The following is a 21,737-nucleotide window of genomic DNA, read 5'->3' as shown; positions in this document are numbered from 1 at the left end:
TTTTGTGCTACAATAGAGAGCTTTCAAGACCAAACCTCATTTACGAGCAACAGGGAGAACGAGCATGAAGAGCAGACTCGGGCTGTCCGCCTTATTCCTTCTGGCAACTGTCCTTTCGGTCAGTGCCGGTGTAATTCACGTCCCCGGTGATTACACCCTGATCCATGATGCCGTACAGGCCTGTGCCGCAGGAGACACCGTAGAGGTGGCCCCCGGCACCTATGGCGACTGCACCCATCCCACTGACGGTGATGCACTCGCCTGTGTCATCATGAAGTCCGGCGTAATCCTGCGTGGTTCCGGTCCCGATGCCACGATCATCGATGTGGCGGGACTCGGAAGAGGCATCTTCGTGGAAAATGTCTCGAATTGCCGCATTGAGAACCTTCAGGTTACCGGCGCCTTTGCGGAAATCTACGGCGCCGGGATCCTGCTTCGCCATGTGGGCAACGATGTCGAGATTCGCGATGTAAAGATCTTCGAGAACCTCGATGGCGGCATCATCTGTATCTACGACTCTCATCCTATAATTGAGGACACGGACATGGTCTTCAACGCCGCCAAGCAGGGCGGCGGCCTGGCCGTGGAAGAGGGAAGCAGCCCCATTGTCCGTAATTGCAACATCTCCAACAACGAGGCGCCCAGCGGTGCGGGACTGATTATCCGCAACCTGAGCAACCCGGTCGTCGAGAACTGCGTAATCGCGGACAATACGATCAACGCGGCCTTTGGGGCCGGCGGCGGCGTGGCGGTCATGAACTCCAGCCCCCAGATTTCGGATACGGAAATCAGCGGAAACCTCTCTCTCGGATATGGAGGGGGAATTGCCTACCTGGACCAGTCCGGGGGATTTCTACAGAACTGCAAGATTCTCAACAATGTCGCCTCCAATGACTTCTCGGTGGGCGGCGGTATTTCCACAAACCAGTCCAACCCGGATATCGACGGCTGCCTGATCACTGGCAACAGCGTCCCTGGCGCCTGGGGTGAGGGTGGCGGCATTGATGCTTCCTTCACGCCCGCTCCCTCAATTTCCTACTGCACGATCGTGGGCAATTCTACAGGAAGCGGAGGAACCGGAGGCGGGATCGCCAGCCAGTTCGACGCGGCACCCTCGATCTATCGCTCCATTATAGCCTTTGCGGACAATGGGCTTGGCGTCTCCTGCCTCTACGGCTCGACGCCCCTGCTCAGCTGTAACGATATCTACGGAAACCCCGGCGGCGACGCCGTCTGCGGAACGGACGGAGGAAGCAACTTCTCCTCCGACCCCCTCTTCTGCGGTACCGAGGGCGTGGAGTACAACCTTCAGGCCGACAGCCCCTGTGCGGCCGCCAACAACGACTGTGAAGTAACTCTGGGAAGCGAACCGGAAGATTGTTCGGTGGATGTGGTCGAAGGACCTCTTTCCGCCGCCAGACTTCTCGGCAATGCTCCCAACCCGTTTAATCCAAAAACCGGTATCTTTTTCGTTCTCGACACTCAAGGACATGCTAGTCTCCGGATTCATGACATCGCCGGAAGACTGGTGAAGGATCTCTCTCCCGGATCCCTTCCCGCGGGCAACCACCGCGTGGACTGGAATGGTCTGGACGAGTCCGGACAACTTGTCCCGAGTGGTGTGTACTTTTACACGCTCAAGGCATTGGGTCTTGAGCAATCGAGGCGGATGATACTGATAAAATGAGGCGTACGCGTTTCGCGTCTGCTCTTGGAACCGGACTGCTGGCCCTGGCGACCTTCTCGGTCGCCGGGCTTGCGGCCGATCAGCAGGCGCTCTGCTCCCCCCTGGTCCACGAGGAAGTTCTTGCGGATCAAAGTATCCTGACTTTTGACATCCCGGCCGATCGAAGTAGCGGACCCCTGGTTCAGCGTTTGCTTCTTCCTGGAAACACCCGAATCGCGGAGCTGTCTCTTCGGCGCGGGCAGGCGAAGCTGGAACAATTCGGCTCCCTGCAGTCGATCAGGGGGCGAAAAACCCTGACATTCGGGATCCATGATGCGAGCCCCGGGCTGCTGGAGATCTCCGTCCAGCATGACGGACATTGGCAGTCTTCCTCCTCGTCCCGCTCCTTTGACCGCATCCTGTCTGACTCGGTCAGCGGCCTGCCGGAAGAATATCGGAGTGAGGAAAACGGGTCTTATGTCATTATCGCTGCCCCGGATTTTGTCGAGGCCGCAGGTCCCCTGCTGCGCTGGAAGCGGCAGAAGGGGCTGGAAACCGTGCTGGTGGACACGAACAGCACCGGAACTTCCAATGAGCAGATTCTCGCATGGCTGCAAAACGCCTACGATAGTTGGGAAAACCCGCCGGAATACCTGCTCCTGCTCGGCGATGTGGACCGCATTCCCTCCTGGGATTTCAGCGGCAATGTGACCGATCTTCCTTACTCACACCTCGATGGTGAGGACTGGTTACCGGATCTGCTTCTCGGCAGAATCTCCGTGGAAAGCGCCTATGAGGCAGAAGCCGTGATTCACAAGACCGTGGCCTATGAAAGCCAGCCCTACACGGACAACACGGACTGGTTCACCCGCTCACTGATGGTGGCCGGCAACTACGGTTCGCACACTCCGATCAGCACTGTGACCTTCTGCGGTGAACAGTTGGAGAGTATCGGCTTTGACCCTGCGGAAACTGTCTTCTTCCCGCCCATGTTCAATGGAGTCTATTTCGTGGACTCCGCACTGGAGACGGGCTGCTCTATCGTCACCTACCGTGGCTGGGCCTATGGAACCGCGGGCTGGGAGCCACCCCACTTCACGGTCGATGACATTCCCGGAGTGGAAACGGGCGCGATGAACCCCGTGGTCATGAGTTTCGTCTGCCTCAACGGGGACTTTTCCGACGACGAGCCCTGCTTCGGGGAAGTGTTCCTGCGACAGGGAAGCCCGGAAGAGGCCAAGGGAGCCGTCGCCTTTATCGGCAACGGGGAACACTGGAGCCACACGCGCTTCAACGATGCCATGGCGATCTCGGTTTACGAGAAGATTGTGGAACCAGCCTCCAGCGATCTCGGCAGCCTGCTTCTTGCCGGCAAGCTGCGTTTCATGGACTACTTCCCCCATGAGATGCATGAGGACGGCGACGAGGAATCCGTGGAGTTTTACTTTCATATCTACAACCTTCTCGGCGACCCGGAGTTGAATTACTGGAGACAGGCTCCGGTCTCAATGACGGTGACCTGCCCGAGTGTTCTTGGTGAGGGCAGTGAGAGCCTGGTAATTGGCGTCTCGCAATCCGGCACGCCGCTAGAGGGCGTTCGAATCGCCCTGAGCACCTCCGATCGTTTGATCAGCTCCGGCTTTTCCGATGAATCCGGTCTCCTGGTATTGGAAACCGACAGTCCGGAAGCGGGCGACGAACTGATTTTGACCGTCACGGCCCCGGGCTTTGCGCCCACGATTCTGGACTTGCAGACCGAGGTAGCCGAGGAGCTGCTGGTTCTGGATGACTACGCCGCCAGTTCCGATCCGGTGAGCCCGGGCAGCCTGAACAGTCTTTCCGTGAAGCTGGAAAACCGGGGAACGCAGGACAGTGAGACCGGCAGCCTGCTCCTCTCCTGCAACAGCCCCTTCGTGGAAATCGACACGGGCAGTGTTTCTGTGGAAGCCATCCCGGCGGGAAGCTCCGCCTGGAGTCTCTCGGACTTTGCCTGGACCCTGGACGCAGGAGCCGCCGACGAAACCCGCCTGCTCTTTGAGGTTTCCGGGAGCGCTCTCTCGGATTATCTGGAACTGGGGGTCAGCGCTCCGGTTCTGGAAGTCGCGGACATCCAGGCCTCCGATGACGGTGTCGCGTCGCCGGGAGAGAGCCTGGACCTGGTTCTCACGCTTTCCAACACCGGAAGCGGTGGCACGGCCGGCGGAACCGCCACGCTCAACCTTCTCAGCGAAGGTGCCAGCCTGGATCAGGGTAGTGCCAGCTTCGCCGCACTTCCGTCCGGCGGAACGGCAAGCAACTCCGAAGAGCCCTTCCAACTGAGCCTTGATGAAACGGCTGCTGAAGGAAGCGGACTTTCCTTCCGCCTGGATTTCCTGAGCGCAGAAGGCTACGAGCTGTCCAGTTCCTTCACGCTGCTTGTCGGTGAAATGGATGCGGGCGCGCCGGTCGGACCCGACAACTATGGCTACTACATTTACGACAGCGCGGACTTCGATTATCCGGCAGAAAGGCCCGTCTATTCCTGGAAGCCCCTGAGCCCTCGCTACGGAGGTTCGGGCGAAGCGATTTCCTTTACTTTCGAGGGTGACACCCCTCTTCTGGATCTTCCCTTCGACTTCCCTTACTATGGAGAGCTTTTCTCCCAGATTCGGGTAAGCGACAATGGCTGGATTTCCTTCGACTTGAGCGATGCCATGGAGGGAAGCAGTCCGGTCAATGTCGACTTCTACAACTGGCCGATTCCCAATCGCCACGGCAACCACTCGCTGATCGCACCCTTCTGGGACAACTTTACCGTGGATCCGGACACCAGCGTGACCGACCACGAGTTCCACGACGGGGTTTACGCGCTTCACGACACAGAGAGCGGAGCCTATGTGATTGAGTGGAGCCAGATGCGCCACTATCGCAGTGAGATTGAGGCCTTCCAGACCTTCCAGTTGCAGCTTCTCGACCCTGCGGTCTCCAGCAGCGAAAGCGGCGACGGGGAGATTCTCTTCCTCTATCGCCAGATTACCGACAATGACTACCTCCGCAACTATTCGAGCGTTGGGATGGAAAGTCCGGACGAGAGCACGGGGATCCAGTACTGCTACGCGAATCACTATGCCCCCGGCTCGGCGCCCCTGGGAGCCGGCCTGGCCCTGAAGCTCTCTACTGACGACCCGGTGCGGGATCCACTGAGGCTCTCGGATTTCTCGGCCACGGCGACGGATGATGCCCTCTTCCTGCAATGGAACATCGAGGACACGCGTCCGGTGAATGGATGGAAAGTCTATCGCCAGACGGAATCCGGCGAAGAGGAACTTCTCGCTGAACTGCCCTCCTCCGTGCGGGAGCTTCTCGATGAAACTCCCGGAGAAGGCTATCGCATTGTCGCTCTACATCCCTTCGGACAGGAAAGTGATCTGGGGCTTCAGGGTAATTTCGAGAGCCCGGGCTTTAGAATTTCATCCTGCACCCCCAATCCCATGGTTCGGGAATCCCTGATTTCCTTCAGCCTGGACCGCAGTGCCGAAGCCAGCGTTGCCATCTACGATCCCTCGGGTCGCCGGGTTCGCCTTCTGGAGAAGGGGGAACTGCCGGAGGGAGAGCGTTCTGTAATCTGGGACGGACGAAATGATGCCGGACATCCGGTGGCCAGCGGCTTGTATTTCTGCCGCCTGGCTTCCGCAGGCAAGACAAGCAGCAGGAAGCTGGTGGTGGTCCGCTAGGAGGGCGGGTGGAACTGATCTTCTTTCTCTTTGCGCTCCTGCTCGCTGCAGGGCTCTGGGAAACCGGCCGTCACCGTAGGGTGCGGCAGGGGATTCCCGTGCGCATCCATGTGAACGGGAGCCGGGGAAAAAGTTCCGTTACGCGCCTGATTGCTGCGGGGCTTCGCGGTGGCGGAATGAAGGTCTTTGCCAAGACCACCGGGTCTGCGGCCCGCATGATCCATGTGGACGGAGAGGAAGAAGCCATTCGCCGACGCGGTGGGCCGAATATCCGCGAGCAGTTGTCCGTTTTCCGGCAGGCTCGCAAAGAAGGGGCGGATGCGCTGGTTCTCGAATGCATGGCCGTGCGCCCGGATCTGCAGTGGACCAGCGAACAGCACATTGTCCACGCCACGCACGGAGTGATCACCAATGTGCGTCCTGACCATCTGGAGGCCATGGGCCCTCGCGTGGAAAATGTCGCCGAAAGCCTCTCCAACACGATTCCGCGTCGGGCAAAACTCTTTGCCTGTGAAGAACGCTTCGAGGCTCACTTTGAAGAGGTTTCCCGAGACAGAAAGACCTCTTTCCGCTCGGCCGACTCAAAGAGCGTGTCAGGGGAAGACCTGCAGGGCTTTTCCTATGTGGAACTGCCCGACAATCTGGCTCTGGCTCTCGATGTCTGTCAGGATCTCGGTGTGGACCGAGATACGGCCCTTGCTTCCATGCGGAAGTTGCAGCCGGATCCAGGTGCCTTGATTCCTCTTCTTCTCAAGGAAGGGAATCGCGAGATCGAGTTTCTGAATCTCTTTGCGGCAAACGACCCCGAGTCTACGGTTTTCCTCTGGGAACACCTGCGGCTCGGAGAGCGCGAGGAAGAAACTCTGGCGATCATCAACATCCGGGCAGACCGGATGCGCCGGAGTCGGGATCTCGCCCCCCTCTTCGGGCGGGAGATCCGGGCAGATCGCTATCTCCTGATCGGGGAGCAAACGGCGGTCTTTTCTGAAATGCTCCGGCGACGCAGGATTGATAGCGAGAAGATTCTGGATCTCGGGGGAAGGTCTGCGGAGGAAGTCTGGTCGCAAGTGCTTCAGTGGTCGCCCCCCCGCTCGCGGGTTGTGGGAATCGGCAATATCGGCGGCGCGGGCGTGGAACTGATGAGCCTCTTGGAAAAAGGAAGGGCGGCATGATCTATCAGTCCATTGGTCTGGGTCTAGTGGTCAGCCTGATCTTCTCGGAGGTTCTGGGCCTTGCGGCTGGAGGCCTGATTGTTCCGGGCTACTTCGCGCTTTATCTCGACCAACCGCTTCGACTTCTGGGAACCGTCTTCGCATCGCTCCTCACCTTTGCCTCTGTCCAGCTTCTCAGCCGTTTCATCCTTCTTTATGGTCGAAGAACCCTGGTCTTCTGCGTCCTGCTTGGCTTCCTCTTTGGCGGGGCAACGCGCTATCTGCTGATTCTCAATACCATGCTCGGTGGCGCACTAGACCTGAGCGTTCTTCAGTCCATCGGCTACATCATTCCCGGACTCCTCGCCTACTGGATGTTCCGACAGGGTGTTCTGGAAACCCTGAGCACTCTCTTGGTGGCCTCCTTTCTCGTAAGGCTTGCGCTGATTATCGCGCAAGGGGGAGGTGCCCTTGAGTTGGCGTTCTGATCGTCGTCGCAAGATGGTTCTTCTGGCACTCGCCATTCTGGCGGTGGGCCTTCAGGGAGTCATGGAACTGACCCGAAGGCCGGTTCGCCAGAGCGACTATGAGCTCAAGATGGAGGCGGCAAGGCTGGCAAAACGGGCTTTTGAATCCGTGAAAAAGCACCGGGGAATGGAAGACGCGCAGCTTGACCTGACCAACGACCCTTCCGGAACTGGATTGATCGGGCCGGAGACCAGCCTGATTACCAACTCCTACGGAAACCTGGAGAGTAAACTTACCAGCCTGAACCCGAATTTCGCGGCCTATGTCGTCGAAGAGTTGCGGAAAGCCCGGCTCAAGGACGGGGACCCGATCGCCATTGCCATCAGCGGCTCCTTTCCCGGAATGAACATTGCCGTTTACGCGGCGATTGAGGTCATGGGGCTTCGACCGGTGATTGTCACCTCCGTGGGTGCCTCCAACTGGGGAGCCACCAACCCCGACTTCACCTGGCTGGACATGGAAAAGCTCTTTTACAATAAAAAGCTCTTCGGTTTTCGCTCCGCCGCCGCGAGTTATGGTGGTGGCGATGACATGGGGCGCGGTCTCAGCCCGCGCGGGCGAGAGCTGATTGCAGAAACCGCCGCGAGAAACCAGCTCCCCCTCCTCTCTTCGGCAAACCTGGAAGAGGCAATCACCCGGAGGATGACTTTCTACGAAAGTGAAGGCCGGGGCCGGGCCTACAAGGCCTATGTCAATGTCGGCGGAGGGCTGGCGAGCCTGGGAAGCAGCCAGAACCGGAACCTGCTTCCCGCAGGACTCAGCTTTGAGCTGGAGCCGAGTAACTGGCCACGAAAGGGCTGCCTGATCCTGATGAGCGAGAAAGGGATCCCGGTTCTTCAGCTTTTGAACCTGTCGATCCTGGCGAATCTGGCGGGGCTTCCCTATGCCCCGGAAGAAATGCCGGAGCCGGGCAGCGGAAATGTTTTCATGAAAGACAGCTACCGACTTGACTTGGCCCTACTCTTTTTTGTTCTCTATGCTCTGGTCTGCACACTGGTTCTCGCTCCGGAGGCCCGCAGGGGGCTCTTCGAGCGTTGGCGGGGAAAAGTGGACGGGGACACGGTGTAATGAGGGGGGAATGATGACTCGGGCAATCCTCATCCTTCTGGCCGCAGGTCTGACTATGTCAGGCCCTGCAAGTGCCAGTTGGAAAAGTCTGAAAACCCGCGGTGGCGGCGGGAAGGTCTGCCTGCGCGTAGGCTCCGAAGAGCTATCCTACCGAGTGCTGGATTCTGACAAGCCGCTTCGCCTGAAGCTCCGGGGCCCGAAACGCATCAAGCTGGTTTCCCGGTATCTCTTTCATGAGGGCGATCCGGAAGACCCCCGCTACGGTCTTCGGGTCTTCCTTGACGGACAGGAAGAAGTTCGCCGCCTCTTTCGTGCGAACGCACTTCCCAACCTTGCCCTCTGTGAGGGCGAAGGAGAGGTGGGCGCCCTTCGCAAGCTCTATCTGGACATTCCCACGGGGCAGCACGAGCTGGAAGTTCTCCCCGCAGGCGAAATCGCCGGGCAGGTTGCCCTGCGGCTCTTTCGGGAAAGTTCCGGCAAGGGCCCAACTTATGTCAGCTTCGCGCCGGAAGTGTTCGACAAGGTCTGGCGACTTCAGTTTGAAAGCGGGCGAACCAGCACCTACTACCACTTCAACGCAGACAAGCCCCTGCGCTTCGAGGTCATCGGTCCCACGACGCTTCAGATCAACACCCGTCTGGACTTCGAGCAACAGATGAGCGGTTCCACGGCTTACGAACTGCAAATACTGCAGGACGGGGAAAGCCTTCCCGGCTTCTTCTATCACACGAAGAAACTGAGTTCGGCCTCCTACCTGGAAAACCCGGAGATTCTTCCCGGAGAGCGAAAGAAACTGAGGCTGTCGGTTCCCGAAGGGCTTCATCGTTACGAAATCCACTGCACCGGGCCGGATCATTGCGGTGTGGCGGCTCGCATCCGGATTCCGGAAGCAGATCTGAAGGGATCCCGATGAATCTTGCTTTTTGTCGCATCCGCCTGCCACTGCTTCTGGCTCTGTTATTTGTGGCGGGACTTCATGCCTACCCTCTCCGTAGTTCCGGAGAAGCCCCCACGCTGGAGGTGTTTCGCGGCAAGAAGGCGAAGACCTACCTCTCCTTGAGCGAAGGCCCGCTTTTAATTCCCCTTGAGGGGCCGGGAAGAATCAGGGGCTTTGCGAAGCTTCATCTGGCAGAAATGAAGGCGAGCCGGGCGGAGTGGTCCATTTCAGGCCTGCCCGAAGGTCTGAACTGGAAGCACAAGTTCAAGACCACGAAGAAGGACCGTTTTGCCGAGGGCGTTGCCGGCTTCCCCAGTTCCGGCAAGAAAATCGAAGTGGAAATCCCCCAGGGGATTTTCACTCTGGAGATTCATGGCGATGCCGGGCTGCTCTTCACTCTGGACTATGATGGACCGGAACAGCCTTTTCCGAAGCCGCTGATTTCCCCGCTTCGCCGGCTTCTCAGCGACTGGAAGCTCAAGAAAAAAGGCTCCCTTGATTTCACCTACGACGACAACATCATCCACTATTCGGACGATCTGGTGATTGAGTTCGTCGAGGGAACCGCGCCCTGGAAGTATGCGCTCAAGAGCTATGACGACCTCATCATGACTCCTGCGCTGGACATGAGCTGGGATCGCAAGTTCTTTGGGAAAAACAAGAGCCGCTTTCGTTTCAAGTTCAAGCGGAACCGCTATCTGCACAATCCGATCAAGTCGAACGAGACCTGGTACCTCTACCTTCGTCAGTATTTCCCGGGTGGCCGAAGTCTGGAACTGAGCTACGACTACACGCCGCAGAAATACATCCGGCACCTGACCGACCGCCCCCCCACGGATCCTTCGGATTCACCTCTGCAGTGGGTACCTTTCCGCTTTACGAGCAACAACTTCAACCTCTACTACCGGCATCGTTTCTCGAAGAAAGTGTCGGCAACCTTCCGGGTTTTCCGGGGGCTTCGCTATTACAACCAGCCTTACATTGAACAGGATCTCGATGACCTCGGGGGGCGCATCACCCTGTACTGGAAGCCGTCCAAAAAATGGAGCCTGACCCCGGAGTATGGTTTCAATCGCGCAACAGCCCGTCGTTACGACATGGTGGGGGAAACGCCGGAGACCGGCAACGACAACGACAATTCCTATGACCAGAACCGTTTTCAGTTGGAGGCAAGCTGGAAGCCGGGCCTCCCTTACTTCGATTCCCTGTCCTTCCGCATCACCCGCAGAATTGCGCGTTTCACATCGCCCAAGCTCCTTTGGGACGACCCTTTCCATGTGGGACGCGAAGATGTTTACACGACCCTAAGAGTCCAGTTCAGCAAAAAGATCCGAAAGGGTCTGGGCGCAAAACTGGGAGCAGACTTTACCCATCGGACGGTGAACTCCCCCTACACGGGAGACATCTCCGAGGGAATGGATTACGACAATGCCCGTTGCTGGATGGGCCTGAACTTCGACCTCTAAAGGACGACCATGAGAAAGCGACTGACTTCGATCTTCCTGCCTGCTGTTCTTCTAACGCTGGGCTGTGGAATCCAGGATCTTTATGAAACTCCGGACTCTCCCTACCAGCCGGTGGGGCAGGTTCTCCTTCCCAGCATGAATGAGGGCGTCGCCGTGATGGATGACTATGCCTTTGTCGCGGCCGGGCAGGCAGGGCTTCATGTGGTCGACATCTCCACGCCCTCTGACCCGGTGCTGATGATGACCCTGAACACAACGAAGTACGCCGAGAGCATTGCGCTCACACGCACTTTCTTCGGTGGCTCCATGACCGACATCGCGCTGGTTGTGGAGGGAACCGAGGGAATCACTTCTTATGACATCACGGATCCCGGAAACACGAGTTCCTACGAACAGGGAACCACGGCCGTGGACGGCAACGGGCTCTATGTCCTGGAGCCGGAGAATCCGGAAGATCCTTTCACGGTTTTTCTTGCAGAAAGCTGGAAAGGAATCCGGGTCTTTCAGGCAAACCCGGAGGTGCCCGGGCTGCTGGAATACAACGGTGTCTTCGCCGGCACACAGGGACGGGCCATGGGCATTGAGGTGCGGGACGGCTTTGCCTATGTCGCTGACGACGAAATGGGACTCGCGGTGCTGGATGTCAGCGTTCTGGAGTTGGGTGCCGTGCAGATGGTCTCCTGGGCCGACACGCGCGGGAACGCTCTGGACGTGGCCCTTGATGGCGACTACGCCTTTATCGCCGACGGAACCATGGGCATCGTGGCCTTCCAGATCGACGGCGGCAGCACCCCGGTTCTCGTGGGAGAACTCGACCTTGCCGCCTACAGTCGCTCCATTGTCGTGCGCGATGGCCTGGCTTTCCTTGCAGCCGCAACGGGTGGAGTTCATGTCATTGATGTCTCCGACCCGGCGAACATGGTCTATGCCGGCAATGTCATGAGCAGCTATGCGACCAATCTTTGCCTGACTCCGGACGGTCTCATTCTGGTCACTGATCAGGAAGAAGGCCTGCTGGTTCTCGAGGGCGCCGCCTTTGTGGATCAGGTGTCTCCTGGCGCGGTTGTCAATCTCGCCGCTCTGGCCAGTGGCTTTGAAAGCCTGACCCTGAGCTGGCAGGCCGGTGGGGACGATGGTTTCCAGGGACAGGCCAGTTCTCTTAATGTCCGCCAGTCCTCCTCCCCGATCGCCAGTGAAGTAGAATGGGACGCCGCCACTCCGCTGTCAGGCGCACCCCTTCCCGGGCTTCCCGGCGAGACGCAAGGTATGACGATCTCCGGCTTCACGCCCGGTGAGACCGCCTACTTTGCCATCCGAACTTTGGACGATGCGGGACTTCAGTCCGCAATCGCTTCCTCCGATGCCGCAGAGACTTTCAGCGGCATGGTGCTAGCCTCTTCCGGGGTCAACCAGATGACGGGCGAGATCACCGACACCTTTATCTTTGAGGCGGTCTACCTGAATGAGGATTCCCTGGAGCCAGTCTCGCACGAAGTCCTTATTGATGGGGCAAGCTTTTCCATGAGCTTCGTCTCCGGCGACTTTTACACGGGCGCTCTCTATCGCTACGAAACTCTTCTTGATCCCGGATCCCACCGCTTCTCTTTCCACTTCGACGATGGCGCCGGCCATGTCTTTGACAGCGAAGAAGTGGACGGGCTTTTTGCGGGAACCAACATGACCTTCACCATGGGAAGCCCCCTGACGGAGTCCGGTCGTGAACTCGATGAGGTGGAGCACCTGGTGTCCTTGAGCGACACGCTTCTTGCCTCTCCCTACGAAGTCACGCAGGCGGAGTGGGTGGCTATGGGACTGGAAAACCCGTCTGCTTTCACGGGCGACAATCTCCCTGTGGAAAGCGTGACCTGGCTGGAGGCTGTCGAGTACTGCAACCTTCGTTCTGTGGCCGATGGCTACGGGGAAGCCTATAGCATCGACGGTTCCTCGGTTAGCTGGAACCAGGATGCCGAGGGCTGGCGTCTTCCCACGGAAGCTGAATGGGAATGGCTCTGCCGGGCGGAAAGCGAAGAGGCTTTCTCGGGCGGCGGCATCACCTTTACCGGTTGCGACATTGACCCGGTGCTTGGCAACCTTGGCTGGTACTGCGGAAACTCCGGGGAAAGCACCCACGATGTGGGTCAGATGGATGCAAACGATCTCGGGCTTTACGACATGCACGGCAATGTCTGGGAATGGTGCTGGGACTGGTACGGGGCGCTGGGAGAAGATCCGGTGCTCGACCCTCAGGGACCCGGGACCGGAGATCAGCGCGTGGTTCGCGGCGGAAGCTGGTTCTATTTTGCCAGCGATTGCCGTTCCGCTTCGCGCGGTTCTCGCTACCCGGACAGCGCCGACGACACGGTAGGATTCAGAGTCGTGAGAACACTTCACTAGGAGAACGATGGCCAAGCCGGGACGCTTTACCTTTATCGACCGTTTTCGCGGTTTGATCGGAGTCATGATGGCTCTCGGTCACAGTAACTATTACTTCAACCATGTCTGGCACAGCCTGGATCCCATGGACCCCTATTTTGCCAGCACGGGACAGTTCTGGCTTCGCTACATGGGCTACCTCTGTGCGCCCGGCTTCCTGATGATGAACGGAGCGATGGTCTACTGGGCCTTCCAACGGCGGCTCAAGCACGGCACGAGCCCCTGGCGTGCACGATGGGAACTGATCGAGCGCGGGATCTTCCTGATCCTGGTTCAGCTCTTCTGGGTGAACTCCAGTTGGGGTGCTTTCAGCCGCCTTCGCCTCAACCACTTTGGAATCATTGCGACCATCGGAAGCGCAATGATCCTGCTGGTCTTTATCGTTCGCTGGAAGTGGTGGCAAAGGCTTCTCGTGGCCGCCGGCCTCTTTCTCGCACAACCTTTCCTGCTTTCGATCCCCTACGATCTCAAAAGCTGGATTCACATTCCGGTTCAGTTGTTCTGGGACGCGGGCGATTACAACAAGTATCCGATTCTGCCCTGGTTTTCCCTCGCCGTGCTGGGCTCGGTGATGGCGCACTTCTGGTTTGAGCGCTGGACGGATCCTGTCAAGCGCGCACGAAACACTCTCGGAATCGGTGCAGGTCTGGTTGCCCTGGCCTGGCTGATCCGCCTGGGGCGCGGTTTCGGAAACATCTTTCCCTACTCCGATTTTCTTGACTGGTCCTTCTTCCTGGTCCAGAAGTACCCGCCCAACCTGGTTCACCAGGTCTGGTTTGCGGGAGCCGTGATCTTCATGGTCGGGATCTTTGACTTCATCAGTCAGCGCAGCAACATTCTTTCTCCCCTTGGGGTCGTTGGTCGGGTTCCGCTCTTCTTCTACGCGGTGCACATTCCCTTGCTTGCGATCTTCACAAAACGCCTGGGGATCTACTATCGCGAAGGCGCCGTGCTGGCGTCTTTTGTGGGTCTCGCGGGCTTGCTCCTGATCATGTTTCCCCTGGCAATCTGGTTTGGGAAAGTCAAGAAGCGCTCTAAGAACAAGTTCATTCGCATGATCTGACCCGGTGGCTGTGCTACAATTACGCTGAACAGAATGGGAGGATTCTGATGAAGCGTGTCGTAGCACTCTGTCTTCTACTGGCTATTCCTGCACTTGCCACTCATGACCCCAACCGCACTGCCACGATTTTCGTGCACGGATTCAACCCGGACGGCTGGAGTGAGGTCGGGGTCTTCGGCGAAGACGATTGGGAAGACTCCATGACCCCCTTCGCTGAACTGGCCGGGCTTCCTCACATTGGTCAGCCGGGAGGAATCAACTTTCCCAACTGCGTTGCCTCCACTCATTACTATGGCGACACTCCGCCCGACTACTACGATGCCGACGATCTGGCCGACCTCGATGCAATCAATGCCCAGTGGGGTGGCGGCGTTCCCCGCTACGCCCTGATTGTGGCAAAGTACGCGCGGCGCATTCTGGAAATCTCTGGAGCTGAGCAGATCAATTTCTTCAGTGGAAGTTATGGCAGCTTTGTCACTCGCTGGCTCATCGAGAAAGATGTCGAGGGACTGGCGAGCGAGGGCAAGATTGCACGATGGCTTTCTGCGGAAGGGGTTCTCAGCGGGCACTGGGCGGCTTCCAACGATGTCATGATCTTCCTCTGGGAAGAATTTTCGGTTCCCAGCCTGGATGTAGACCAGTTGCACTACGACTGGGTAGAGACCCACCTACACTCCCCTCGCTGGCAGGCGGACAATCCTGATTATGGAAATATCCTGATCAGTATGATGGGTTCGGTCAACGACAGTGCAAACGACGGCTACATGACCGATGCCATGCTTCTTCTGGGTGAGTTTCAGCCCAACGATGGCGTGGTCGGTCTCTACGACTCCTACTTTCACGAAGTGCTTCCCGCTTCGCAGTTTCTGGGTCTGACACCAATGCAGGGCTACTTCGATGTGGACCATTACTCGCTGGCTGACTACCCGGCCGCCTGGGCCACTGTGACCTCTTTTCTTACCGGAAGAAAGCGGGCGCGGGTTACCCTGACCCGCACGCAGGTAGAAGACATGCACGAACCGGACGACTGGGCCTGGGATTTTACGCCCGCAGAAATCGTAATCCAGAACCGCGTCTGGTCGCCGCTTGCTGAAGACCTGTGGCAGATCACCGACCCGCTGACAGAGCGACACCGGGAGGCCGCCAATTCACCAATCTACGAGTTCGGCGATCATGGAAGCACCCTGATCCTGAACCACTCCATCTTCGACGCCATGGTCGAGGAGGGGGAAACGGAACTGCGTGTGGATCTCTGGGCAGAAGAGATCGACTGGGACGAGAAGTACGACATTTTCGAGATCATCGGAGTGGGAGATCCCACAGACGACCTGGGCGGTACTTCGATCACCCTGCCCCTGGTCAATGGGACCTATTCCTTCAACGCGCCCGACTGGAACGGAGATCTCCTTGTGGAGGTCTTCGACTATCCCTTTGATCTGCTGGAAAACCCGACGGCCGCGCCGGTCTCGGGGCTTCGCGAAAGCCTGCAATTCCACCCCAATCCCTTTCGGGAAGAGGTCCTGATTTCTTGTGGCCATCGCGACCGACTGACCGGGCCTTCTGCGCTGGAGGTCTTTGATGCTCAGGGAAAAAGGGTCCACCAGGAGAGTTTCTCCTCCGGGGAAGAGCTTCGCTGGAGTGGACAGGGCTCCCCGTCGGGGGTGTATTTTCTCCGGCTGAGCGATGATCAGGGAGTTCGAAGGGGACGCGTGGTTTTGCTACGCTGAGTTGCCGCAGACCCTGACATATCTAAAGTCGTGGTTTATATTTGTCATAGATGAAATACATTCACAGAAGCCTGGAATCTGAGATCCAAGGGGCGAGAGGGGTTCAGCTTCGCTCCTGGACCAGTATTGAAGATGTTTTTCAATCCTGATTACTTCAAGAGAAGCAGCTTCTTGCTGAACAGCGGCCCCCCGGCGCTTCCTCGCAGGAGGTAGACACCGGACGGCAAGTTCTCCGCCTGCCAGTCCAGTTCCAGCACCTCTCCCGCTTGACCGTGAAAGAGATCCTGTACGCTGCGACCCTGAAGGTCGTGGATTACAAGATTCAATGGTCCAGCCTCTTCGCGGCTTACCCGAATGCGGGTGCGGGGATTGAAGGGATTGGGCCAGGCTTCCAGCTTGAGCTGTGCAGAAAGGGGAACCGCGTCGGCCAGGGTGCCGAAGGCGTCGTCCAGGGCGGTCCAGAGTTCACTGCGGCTTCCGTCATAGCCGAGCGCCCAGATGCCGATGCCGGCCAGGTTCTCATTGATGGCAAATTCGTATTTGAAGGTCAAAGAGCGGTCGTCCTCGAACCAGCATTGATACCAGCCACCGGAATTGTAACGATACCAACTTGTCTGTCCGGCGCCGTCCCAGAGCAGGCCGTAGTTCAGCGCTTCGGGATAGGCTTCTGCGAAGGTCTTGGCCGTTCCCCATCCATAGGTGGGGGCCCCGGGTTCTCCGTTGGCGCAGGACCAGAGGTAGCCGTAGTAGGGAACTCCCAGAAGCAGCTTGCTTGCGGCAACACCCTTGTTGAGATAGTCGTTTATGCTCCAGGTGACATTGTAGGTTCCCCAGTTAGCAAGAGGCGCGACCGGTCCCGTCGATGAACTTCCCGGGTAGTGAAAATCATAGGCCATGACCATCAGGTGATCGCTGTAGCTGGCAATCGCGCTGTACCAGTAGGCGTCGGACCAGTCCACGGCCGGCGTTGCAACCGAGAGATAGGCGTTCGGCAAGGCGGCATCCAGGGCAATGCGAAGGTCCTGCAGGAAGAGAACATAGTTACTCCGCTGGTCCCAGGCCACGCCCTCGAAATCGACATTCACGCCATCGGCTCCGCCTTCCGTCACTGCGGAGACAAGTTGGGAAATCGCGTTGCTGCGATTGCTTGCACTCGAAAGCAGGACGGTCAAATCCCAGGAGAGAAACATGGTTGCCGTCAGCAGCACCCGAACCCCGTTGTCGTGAGCCGTTTCCACCAGCCCTGTCCAGGGCCAGCCATGGTTGTTCGAGATATCGCCCGTAGAGCTTAGCTCCAGGGAAAAGAAAGCCACCGTGCTCAATAGATCCCAGTCGTAGTCCTCATAGGCGTTGCCCATCCAGTAGGGATGGTAGCCGTGAACTTCGTGGGTGGTATTGCGATGGGATCGCGCCAGAGGCGCCACGGGAAGGTTCTGCGGATCCTGCCAGCCCTGCCAGCCGGAGAGTTCCCGGGCCTTCCACTCGCGAAGCTCGCGAGCATGAATCGATTCTTCCGCGCCGAGTGCGATCGGCAACAGGCAGAAACAGAGAAGCAGGAGAAGAACCGGTTTCATGAGAAGCCTTGTCTTTGCCATCAGGACAGTTCCAGTATACCATGAATTTATCGGCATTTTCCCGGAGGAGCTTGAGATGAAAGCAGTTCGAATCCATGAACACGGTGGCCCGGAAGTTCTGCAGATCGAGGAACTTCCCCGCCCGAAAGCGGGACCCGGCGAGCTTCTTCTTGAAATGAAAGCGGTCGCCCTGAACCACCTCGACACCTGGGTGCGCCGCGGAGTTCCCGGTCATGTCTTTCCGCTCCCCATCACTCCCGGAAGCGACGGCGCCGGCCTTGTCGCAGAAATTGGCGAAGGGGTCCGGGGTTTCGAGATCGGCGACCGGGTGGCAGTGCCGCCCGGCTACTCCTGCGGAAACTGTGCCGCCTGCAAGTCCGGACTGGATCATAGGTGCCGCAGCTACGGCATCTACGGCGAAAGTTGCGATGGCGTGCAGTGCGAATACTTCCGCATCCCCGCCGACACCGCTCTCCGCATCCCCGACTCCCTGAGTTTTCAAGAAGCCGCCGCCATGACGCTGGTCTTCCTGACCGCCTGGGAAATGCTGGTCGCCAAGGCCGGCCTGAAACAGGGAGACACCGTGCTCGTCCATGCAGCCGGCAGCGGCGTGGGCAGCGCGGCCATCCAGATCGCCCAACACTTCGGCGCCGAGGTCATCGCTACCGCGGGAAGCGAGGCCAAGCTGGAAAAGGCCGCCGAACTGGGGGCAAAGCATGTGATCGACTATTGCAAGTCGGATTTCGCAAAAGAGATTCGCGGCATTTCTAAGAAGGGCGTGGACATCGTGGTTGAACACACGGGGGAAGCAACCTTTGCCGGAAGCCTGAGGTCGCTTGCTTCCGGTGGCAGAATTGTCACCTGCGGTGCTACGAGTGGTGCAAGGATCGAGGCCGACCTGAGACCGATCTTTTTCAAGAACCTGTCCATCCTGGGAAGCACCATGGGTCGTCGTGACAGTCTGCCGGAGATCTTACGCCTTGCCTCCGAGGGACACCTTCGGGCAGTCATTGATTGCGTGCTGCCTTTTACAGAGCTTCGGGAAGCGCATCGGCGCATGGCCGACCGCGAGCAGTTCGGGAAGATTGTGCTGGAGCTGTAGAGCGCGTGGGGGGCGTGTATAATTGAACATCGGATGTTCATAAGTCGCATCCCGTTGAAACAAATCAAGATGGCTGGGCAGTACCCCGCTCTTCCCCTGACGGGCCGCGACAATCCGGGAAGACCGCCCCTGCCCGTGCAAGAGAGGACAAAGGGTCTTCTCACATGGTTTAGAACAGCTTCAGTCTTTCGTGCTTGCTCAGAGAATAGCTCAGGCTCTCCAGCGCAATGGCGAGGTTTACATTCCGGACATAGATATGATCCGGCATGAAAAGCTTGGTGGGGGAAAAGTTCAGGATCCCCTCAACTCCCGCATCCACCAGACGGTTGGCTACATTCTGCCCATATTGCGGGGGGATGGCGAGAATCCCCATGCGGATCTTTCGTTCCTTTACAATGGAGTCCAGATCCTCCATGGCGTGAATGTGCCGACCCTCCCACTCCTGTCCAATCTTGGCGGGGTTGTTGTCAAGGATCGCACAAATGTGGAAACCCTGTTTGTGAAACTCCTCGTACTGGAATAGCGCGTGACCCAGGTTGCCTGCACCGACAAGCAGGAGGTTCCACTCTTCATTGATTCCCAGAATCTTGCCGATGGTATCCTTCAGACCCTCCACATTGTAACCCAGCCCCCTGCGACCAAAGCTGCCGAAACTGGAAAAGTCCTTGCGGACTTGGGCGCTCGTAATGCCGCAACGGGCGGCGAGTTTTTCGCTGGAAATTGTCTCCCCACCCTCATCCTTGATGTCCTCAAGAATGCGGAAGTAGTTGGAAAGCCTTCGGACGGTCGCCTCGCTGGCGCCTCCCTTGATGTTTCCGGTACTTTCATCCCTCATGGCGCCTCCTTTGGGTTCTCGCCTTCGGTGTTTCCATTTCGGGGAATCAGGGCCAGGGAAACCACGCGGTCCCCTTCGTCCAGCTTCACCACACGAACCCCCAGGGTGTTTCTTCCCACCCGGGAGATATCCTTCACGGCCTGTCGAATCAGAACACCACCACGACTTATCAAAACAAACTCGTCATTCTCATTGACCGGGATTACCGACACCACGCGACCATTGCGCCCCGAGGTCTTGATGTCGATGACTCCCAGTCCCCCCCGGCCTTTTACCGGATAGTTTTTCAGGGGCGTGCGCTTGCCGTATCCCTTTTCTGTAATAGTAAGAAGGCTCCGGTCATCGCGCAGGGTCACCATGGTGACCACTTCTTCATCGCCGCGAATCGTTACACCCCGAACACCCCGAGCGCTGCGGCCCATGGAGCGAATCTTCTCCACGCCGAAGCGAATGTTCCGGCCATCGCTCTTGGCCAGAAGAATGTCTTCGCCTTCCCCTACCAGATCGGCGCCCACCAGACGGTCACCCTCTCCCAGACCCTGAGCGACAATTCCACCACGGCGTCGGCGTGCAAAATCTTCCAGAGGTGTGCGTTTCACTTTGCCGGAGGCCGTGGCCATGACGATCCATCGGTCTTCGGCATCAAAGTCGTCCACACGAACCAGGGCCATGGTCTTTTCGCCAGGGCGAAGTCCCAGCATGTTGACAAAGGCTTTTCCGCGGGCAGTTCTGCCGCCTGCGGGGATTTCCCAGACCTTGATCTGGTGTACGCGACCGAAGTTGGTAAAGATCAGGAAGATGTCGTGCGTGGAGGCGACTTCCACCTTCTCCACGAAGTCCTCTTCCTTGCTGCTCATGCCGGATACCCCGCGTCCGCCTCGGCGTTGGCGGCGATAAGTGTCCAGAGGGGTGCGCTTCACATAGCCGGAATGGGAAATCGTGATCGCCATCTCTTCGTCGGGAATCAGGTCCTCGTCCTCGAAGTCTTCCAGACCCGGAGCGATCTCCGTGCGACGCGGACTGTTGAAGCGATCCTTGAGTTTGCCGAGGTCTTCCCTAATCAGATTCAGCACCTCTTCGCGATCGCCCAGGATGGAGCGAAGTCGGTCGATGGTCTCCTGAAGCTCCCGGTACTCGTTTTCCAGCTTGTCCCGTTCCAGGCCTGTCAGCCTGGCAAGGCGCATATCGAGAATCGCACGAGCCTGAGCCTCACTAAGAGTGAACTGCTTCATCAGTTGGGTGCGGGCTTCGTCCACATCGGCGCTGGACTTAATGACCTTGATCACTTCGTCAATGTTCTCGACGGCCACCAGCAAGCCCTGAACGATGTGCGCCCTCTCCTCCGCCTTGTTCAGTTCGAAGCGGGTACGGCGAACAATGACTTCCTCGCGGTGTCCGAGAAAGGTGTTCATCAGTTCGCGAATGCCACACTGTTTCGGCTGTCCATCGACCAGCGCCAGCATGTTCGCACTGAATGACTGTTGCAGGGGGGTCAGCTTGAAAAGCCGGTTCAGGATTACCTGCCCCTGAGCATCCTTCTTCAGCTCGATTACCACACGCATGCCGTTGCGATCCGATTCATCGCGGATGTCCCGGATTCCCTGAACCTTCCCGGCCTTGACCAACTCTGCGATCTTCTCGATCAGGCTGGCCTTGTTCACCTGATAGGGAATCTCGGTGACGATAATGCGCTCGCGTCCACTCTTGCCGTCCGGCTCCAGTTCCGCACGACCTCTTACGAGAATCCTGCCACGGCCGGTTTCATAGGCCTGACGGATTCCGCCAGTACCATAGATAATGGAACCTGTCGGAAAGTCCGGCCCCTTTACATGGGTCATCAGTTCCCGGGTGCTGATTTCAGGATCGGACAAACAGGCCATCAAGCCGTCCACCAGTTCCACCAGATTGTGTGGGGGGATGTTGGTCGCCATACCCACGGCAATGCCGGAGGCCCCGTTCATCAGAAGATTGGGAACAGAAGAGGGTAACACCGACGGCATCATGCGGCTGTCGTCGTAATTGGGAACAAAGTCCACGGTCTCCTTGTCGAGGTCGCGGAGTTGCTCTTCTGCCACCGCCGTCATGCGGGCTTCCGTGTATCTTTCTGCGGCAGCGGAATCGCCGTCTACGGAACCGAAGTTTCCCTGCCCGTCCACGAGCGGATAGCGCAGGGAAAAGTCCTGAGCCATACGAACCAGAGTGTCATAGACTGCCTGGGTTCCATGTGGATGGTAGTTGCCGGCCGTGTCACCGGTGATCTTTGCGCACTTCCGGTATGGGCGGCCGGGGCGCAGGTTCAGGTCGTTCATGGCGGTAAGAATGCGCCGCTGTACGGGCTTCAGACCGTCCCGTGCATCGGGAATGGCGCGGGAGATAATGACCGAGAGTGAATACGCCAGGTATGAGCGTTTCATCTCATGTTCGATATCTACCGGAATAATGCGTTCGCCGTCAGACATTGACTTCTCTTTCTA

Annotated in this window: 14 protein-coding genes; 11 read left to right on the top strand and 3 right to left on the bottom strand. The window is 58.2% G+C overall.

What is annotated here, in order from left to right; genetic code table 11:
- The first annotated feature begins 64 nt into the window (after positions 1 to 64).
- The 10 genes from QGH30_08115 to QGH30_08070 are packed head-to-tail and all read left to right on the top strand — an operon-like array spanning position 65 to position 15,752.
- Entirely contained in the window at positions 65 to 1,687 is a 1,623-nt protein-coding gene (locus tag QGH30_08115; GenBank protein MDP7022300.1) for a right-handed parallel beta-helix repeat-containing protein, read from the top strand.
- Positions 1,684 to 5,379, top strand: coding sequence for a C25 family cysteine peptidase (locus QGH30_08110; GenBank protein MDP7022299.1), 3,696 nt, complete (start codon positions 1,684 to 1,686; stop codon positions 5,377 to 5,379). The genes QGH30_08115 and QGH30_08110 overlap by 4 nt, the downstream gene beginning before the upstream one ends.
- Before the next feature lie 8 nt (positions 5,380 to 5,387).
- Positions 5,388 to 6,551: a poly-gamma-glutamate synthase PgsB gene (pgsB, locus tag QGH30_08105; GenBank protein MDP7022298.1), complete on the top strand. Its 1,164-nt coding sequence runs from the start codon at positions 5,388 to 5,390 to the stop codon at positions 6,549 to 6,551.
- A complete protein-coding gene (gene pgsC / locus QGH30_08100) occupies positions 6,548 to 7,018 on the top strand; it encodes a poly-gamma-glutamate biosynthesis protein PgsC (protein MDP7022297.1) in 471 nt (156 codons plus the stop codon). Before pgsB ends, pgsC begins: the two co-directional genes overlap by 4 nt.
- The gene (gene pgsW / locus QGH30_08095) at positions 7,002 to 8,126 is read left to right on the top strand and encodes a poly-gamma-glutamate system protein (protein MDP7022296.1); all 1,125 of its coding nucleotides are present in this window, start codon (positions 7,002 to 7,004) and stop codon (positions 8,124 to 8,126) included. The genes pgsC and pgsW overlap by 17 nt, the downstream gene beginning before the upstream one ends.
- Before the next feature lie 13 nt (positions 8,127 to 8,139).
- Positions 8,140 to 9,039, top strand: coding sequence for a hypothetical protein (locus QGH30_08090; GenBank protein ID MDP7022295.1), 900 nt, complete (start codon positions 8,140 to 8,142; stop codon positions 9,037 to 9,039).
- The gene (locus QGH30_08085) at positions 9,036 to 10,529 is read left to right on the top strand and encodes a hypothetical protein (GenBank protein MDP7022294.1); all 1,494 of its coding nucleotides are present in this window, start codon (positions 9,036 to 9,038) and stop codon (positions 10,527 to 10,529) included. Before QGH30_08090 ends, QGH30_08085 begins: the two co-directional genes overlap by 4 nt.
- Positions 10,530 to 10,538: 9 nt before the next feature.
- Entirely contained in the window at positions 10,539 to 12,923 is a 2,385-nt protein-coding gene (locus QGH30_08080; protein MDP7022293.1) for an SUMF1/EgtB/PvdO family nonheme iron enzyme, read from the top strand.
- Positions 12,924 to 12,930: 7 nt separating this feature from the next.
- Complete coding sequence (locus QGH30_08075) at positions 12,931 to 14,025, top strand: heparan-alpha-glucosaminide N-acetyltransferase domain-containing protein (protein ID MDP7022292.1); 1,095 nt, start codon at positions 12,931 to 12,933, stop codon at positions 14,023 to 14,025.
- Between the two features lie 47 nt (positions 14,026 to 14,072).
- Positions 14,073 to 15,752 (top strand): T9SS type A sorting domain-containing protein, encoded by a 1,680-nt coding sequence (locus QGH30_08070; protein ID MDP7022291.1) that lies wholly within the window; start codon positions 14,073 to 14,075, stop codon positions 15,750 to 15,752.
- Positions 15,753 to 15,901: 149 nt separating this feature from the next.
- On the opposite strand, the gene QGH30_08065 is transcribed toward QGH30_08070, so the two are convergent.
- A complete protein-coding gene (locus tag QGH30_08065) occupies positions 15,902 to 17,347 on the bottom strand; it encodes a glycosyl hydrolase family 18 protein (GenBank protein ID MDP7022290.1) in 1,446 nt (481 codons plus the stop codon).
- Between the two features lie 55 nt (positions 17,348 to 17,402).
- Here QGH30_08065 and QGH30_08060 point away from each other — a divergent pair, with 55 nt between their 5' ends.
- Positions 17,403 to 18,428 carry a zinc-binding dehydrogenase gene (locus tag QGH30_08060; protein MDP7022289.1) on the top strand — a complete coding sequence of 342 codons (1,026 nt, stop codon included), beginning with the start codon at positions 17,403 to 17,405 and terminating at the stop codon, positions 18,426 to 18,428.
- Between the two features lie 169 nt (positions 18,429 to 18,597).
- Here the strand turns inward: QGH30_08060 and QGH30_08055 are convergent, their stop codons facing one another.
- Both QGH30_08055 and gyrA read right to left on the bottom strand, forming a co-directional pair.
- A complete protein-coding gene (locus QGH30_08055) occupies positions 18,598 to 19,263 on the bottom strand; it encodes a redox-sensing transcriptional repressor Rex (protein ID MDP7022288.1) in 666 nt (221 codons plus the stop codon).
- On the bottom strand, positions 19,260 to 21,722 hold the full coding sequence (gyrA, locus tag QGH30_08050; GenBank protein ID MDP7022287.1) for a DNA gyrase subunit A: 2,463 nt from the start codon (positions 21,720 to 21,722) through the stop codon (positions 19,260 to 19,262). The genes QGH30_08055 and gyrA overlap by 4 nt, the downstream gene beginning before the upstream one ends.
- Between the last annotated feature and the right edge of the window lie 15 nt (positions 21,723 to 21,737).

The sequence above is a fragment of the Candidatus Krumholzibacteriia bacterium genome, from assembly GCA_030748535.1.
Taxonomy (GTDB): domain Bacteria; phylum Krumholzibacteriota; class Krumholzibacteriia; order JACNKJ01; family JACNKJ01; genus JASMLU01.
Note: the sequence above shows the minus strand (reverse complement) of the source record. Positions and strands in the feature narration are given on the sequence as shown.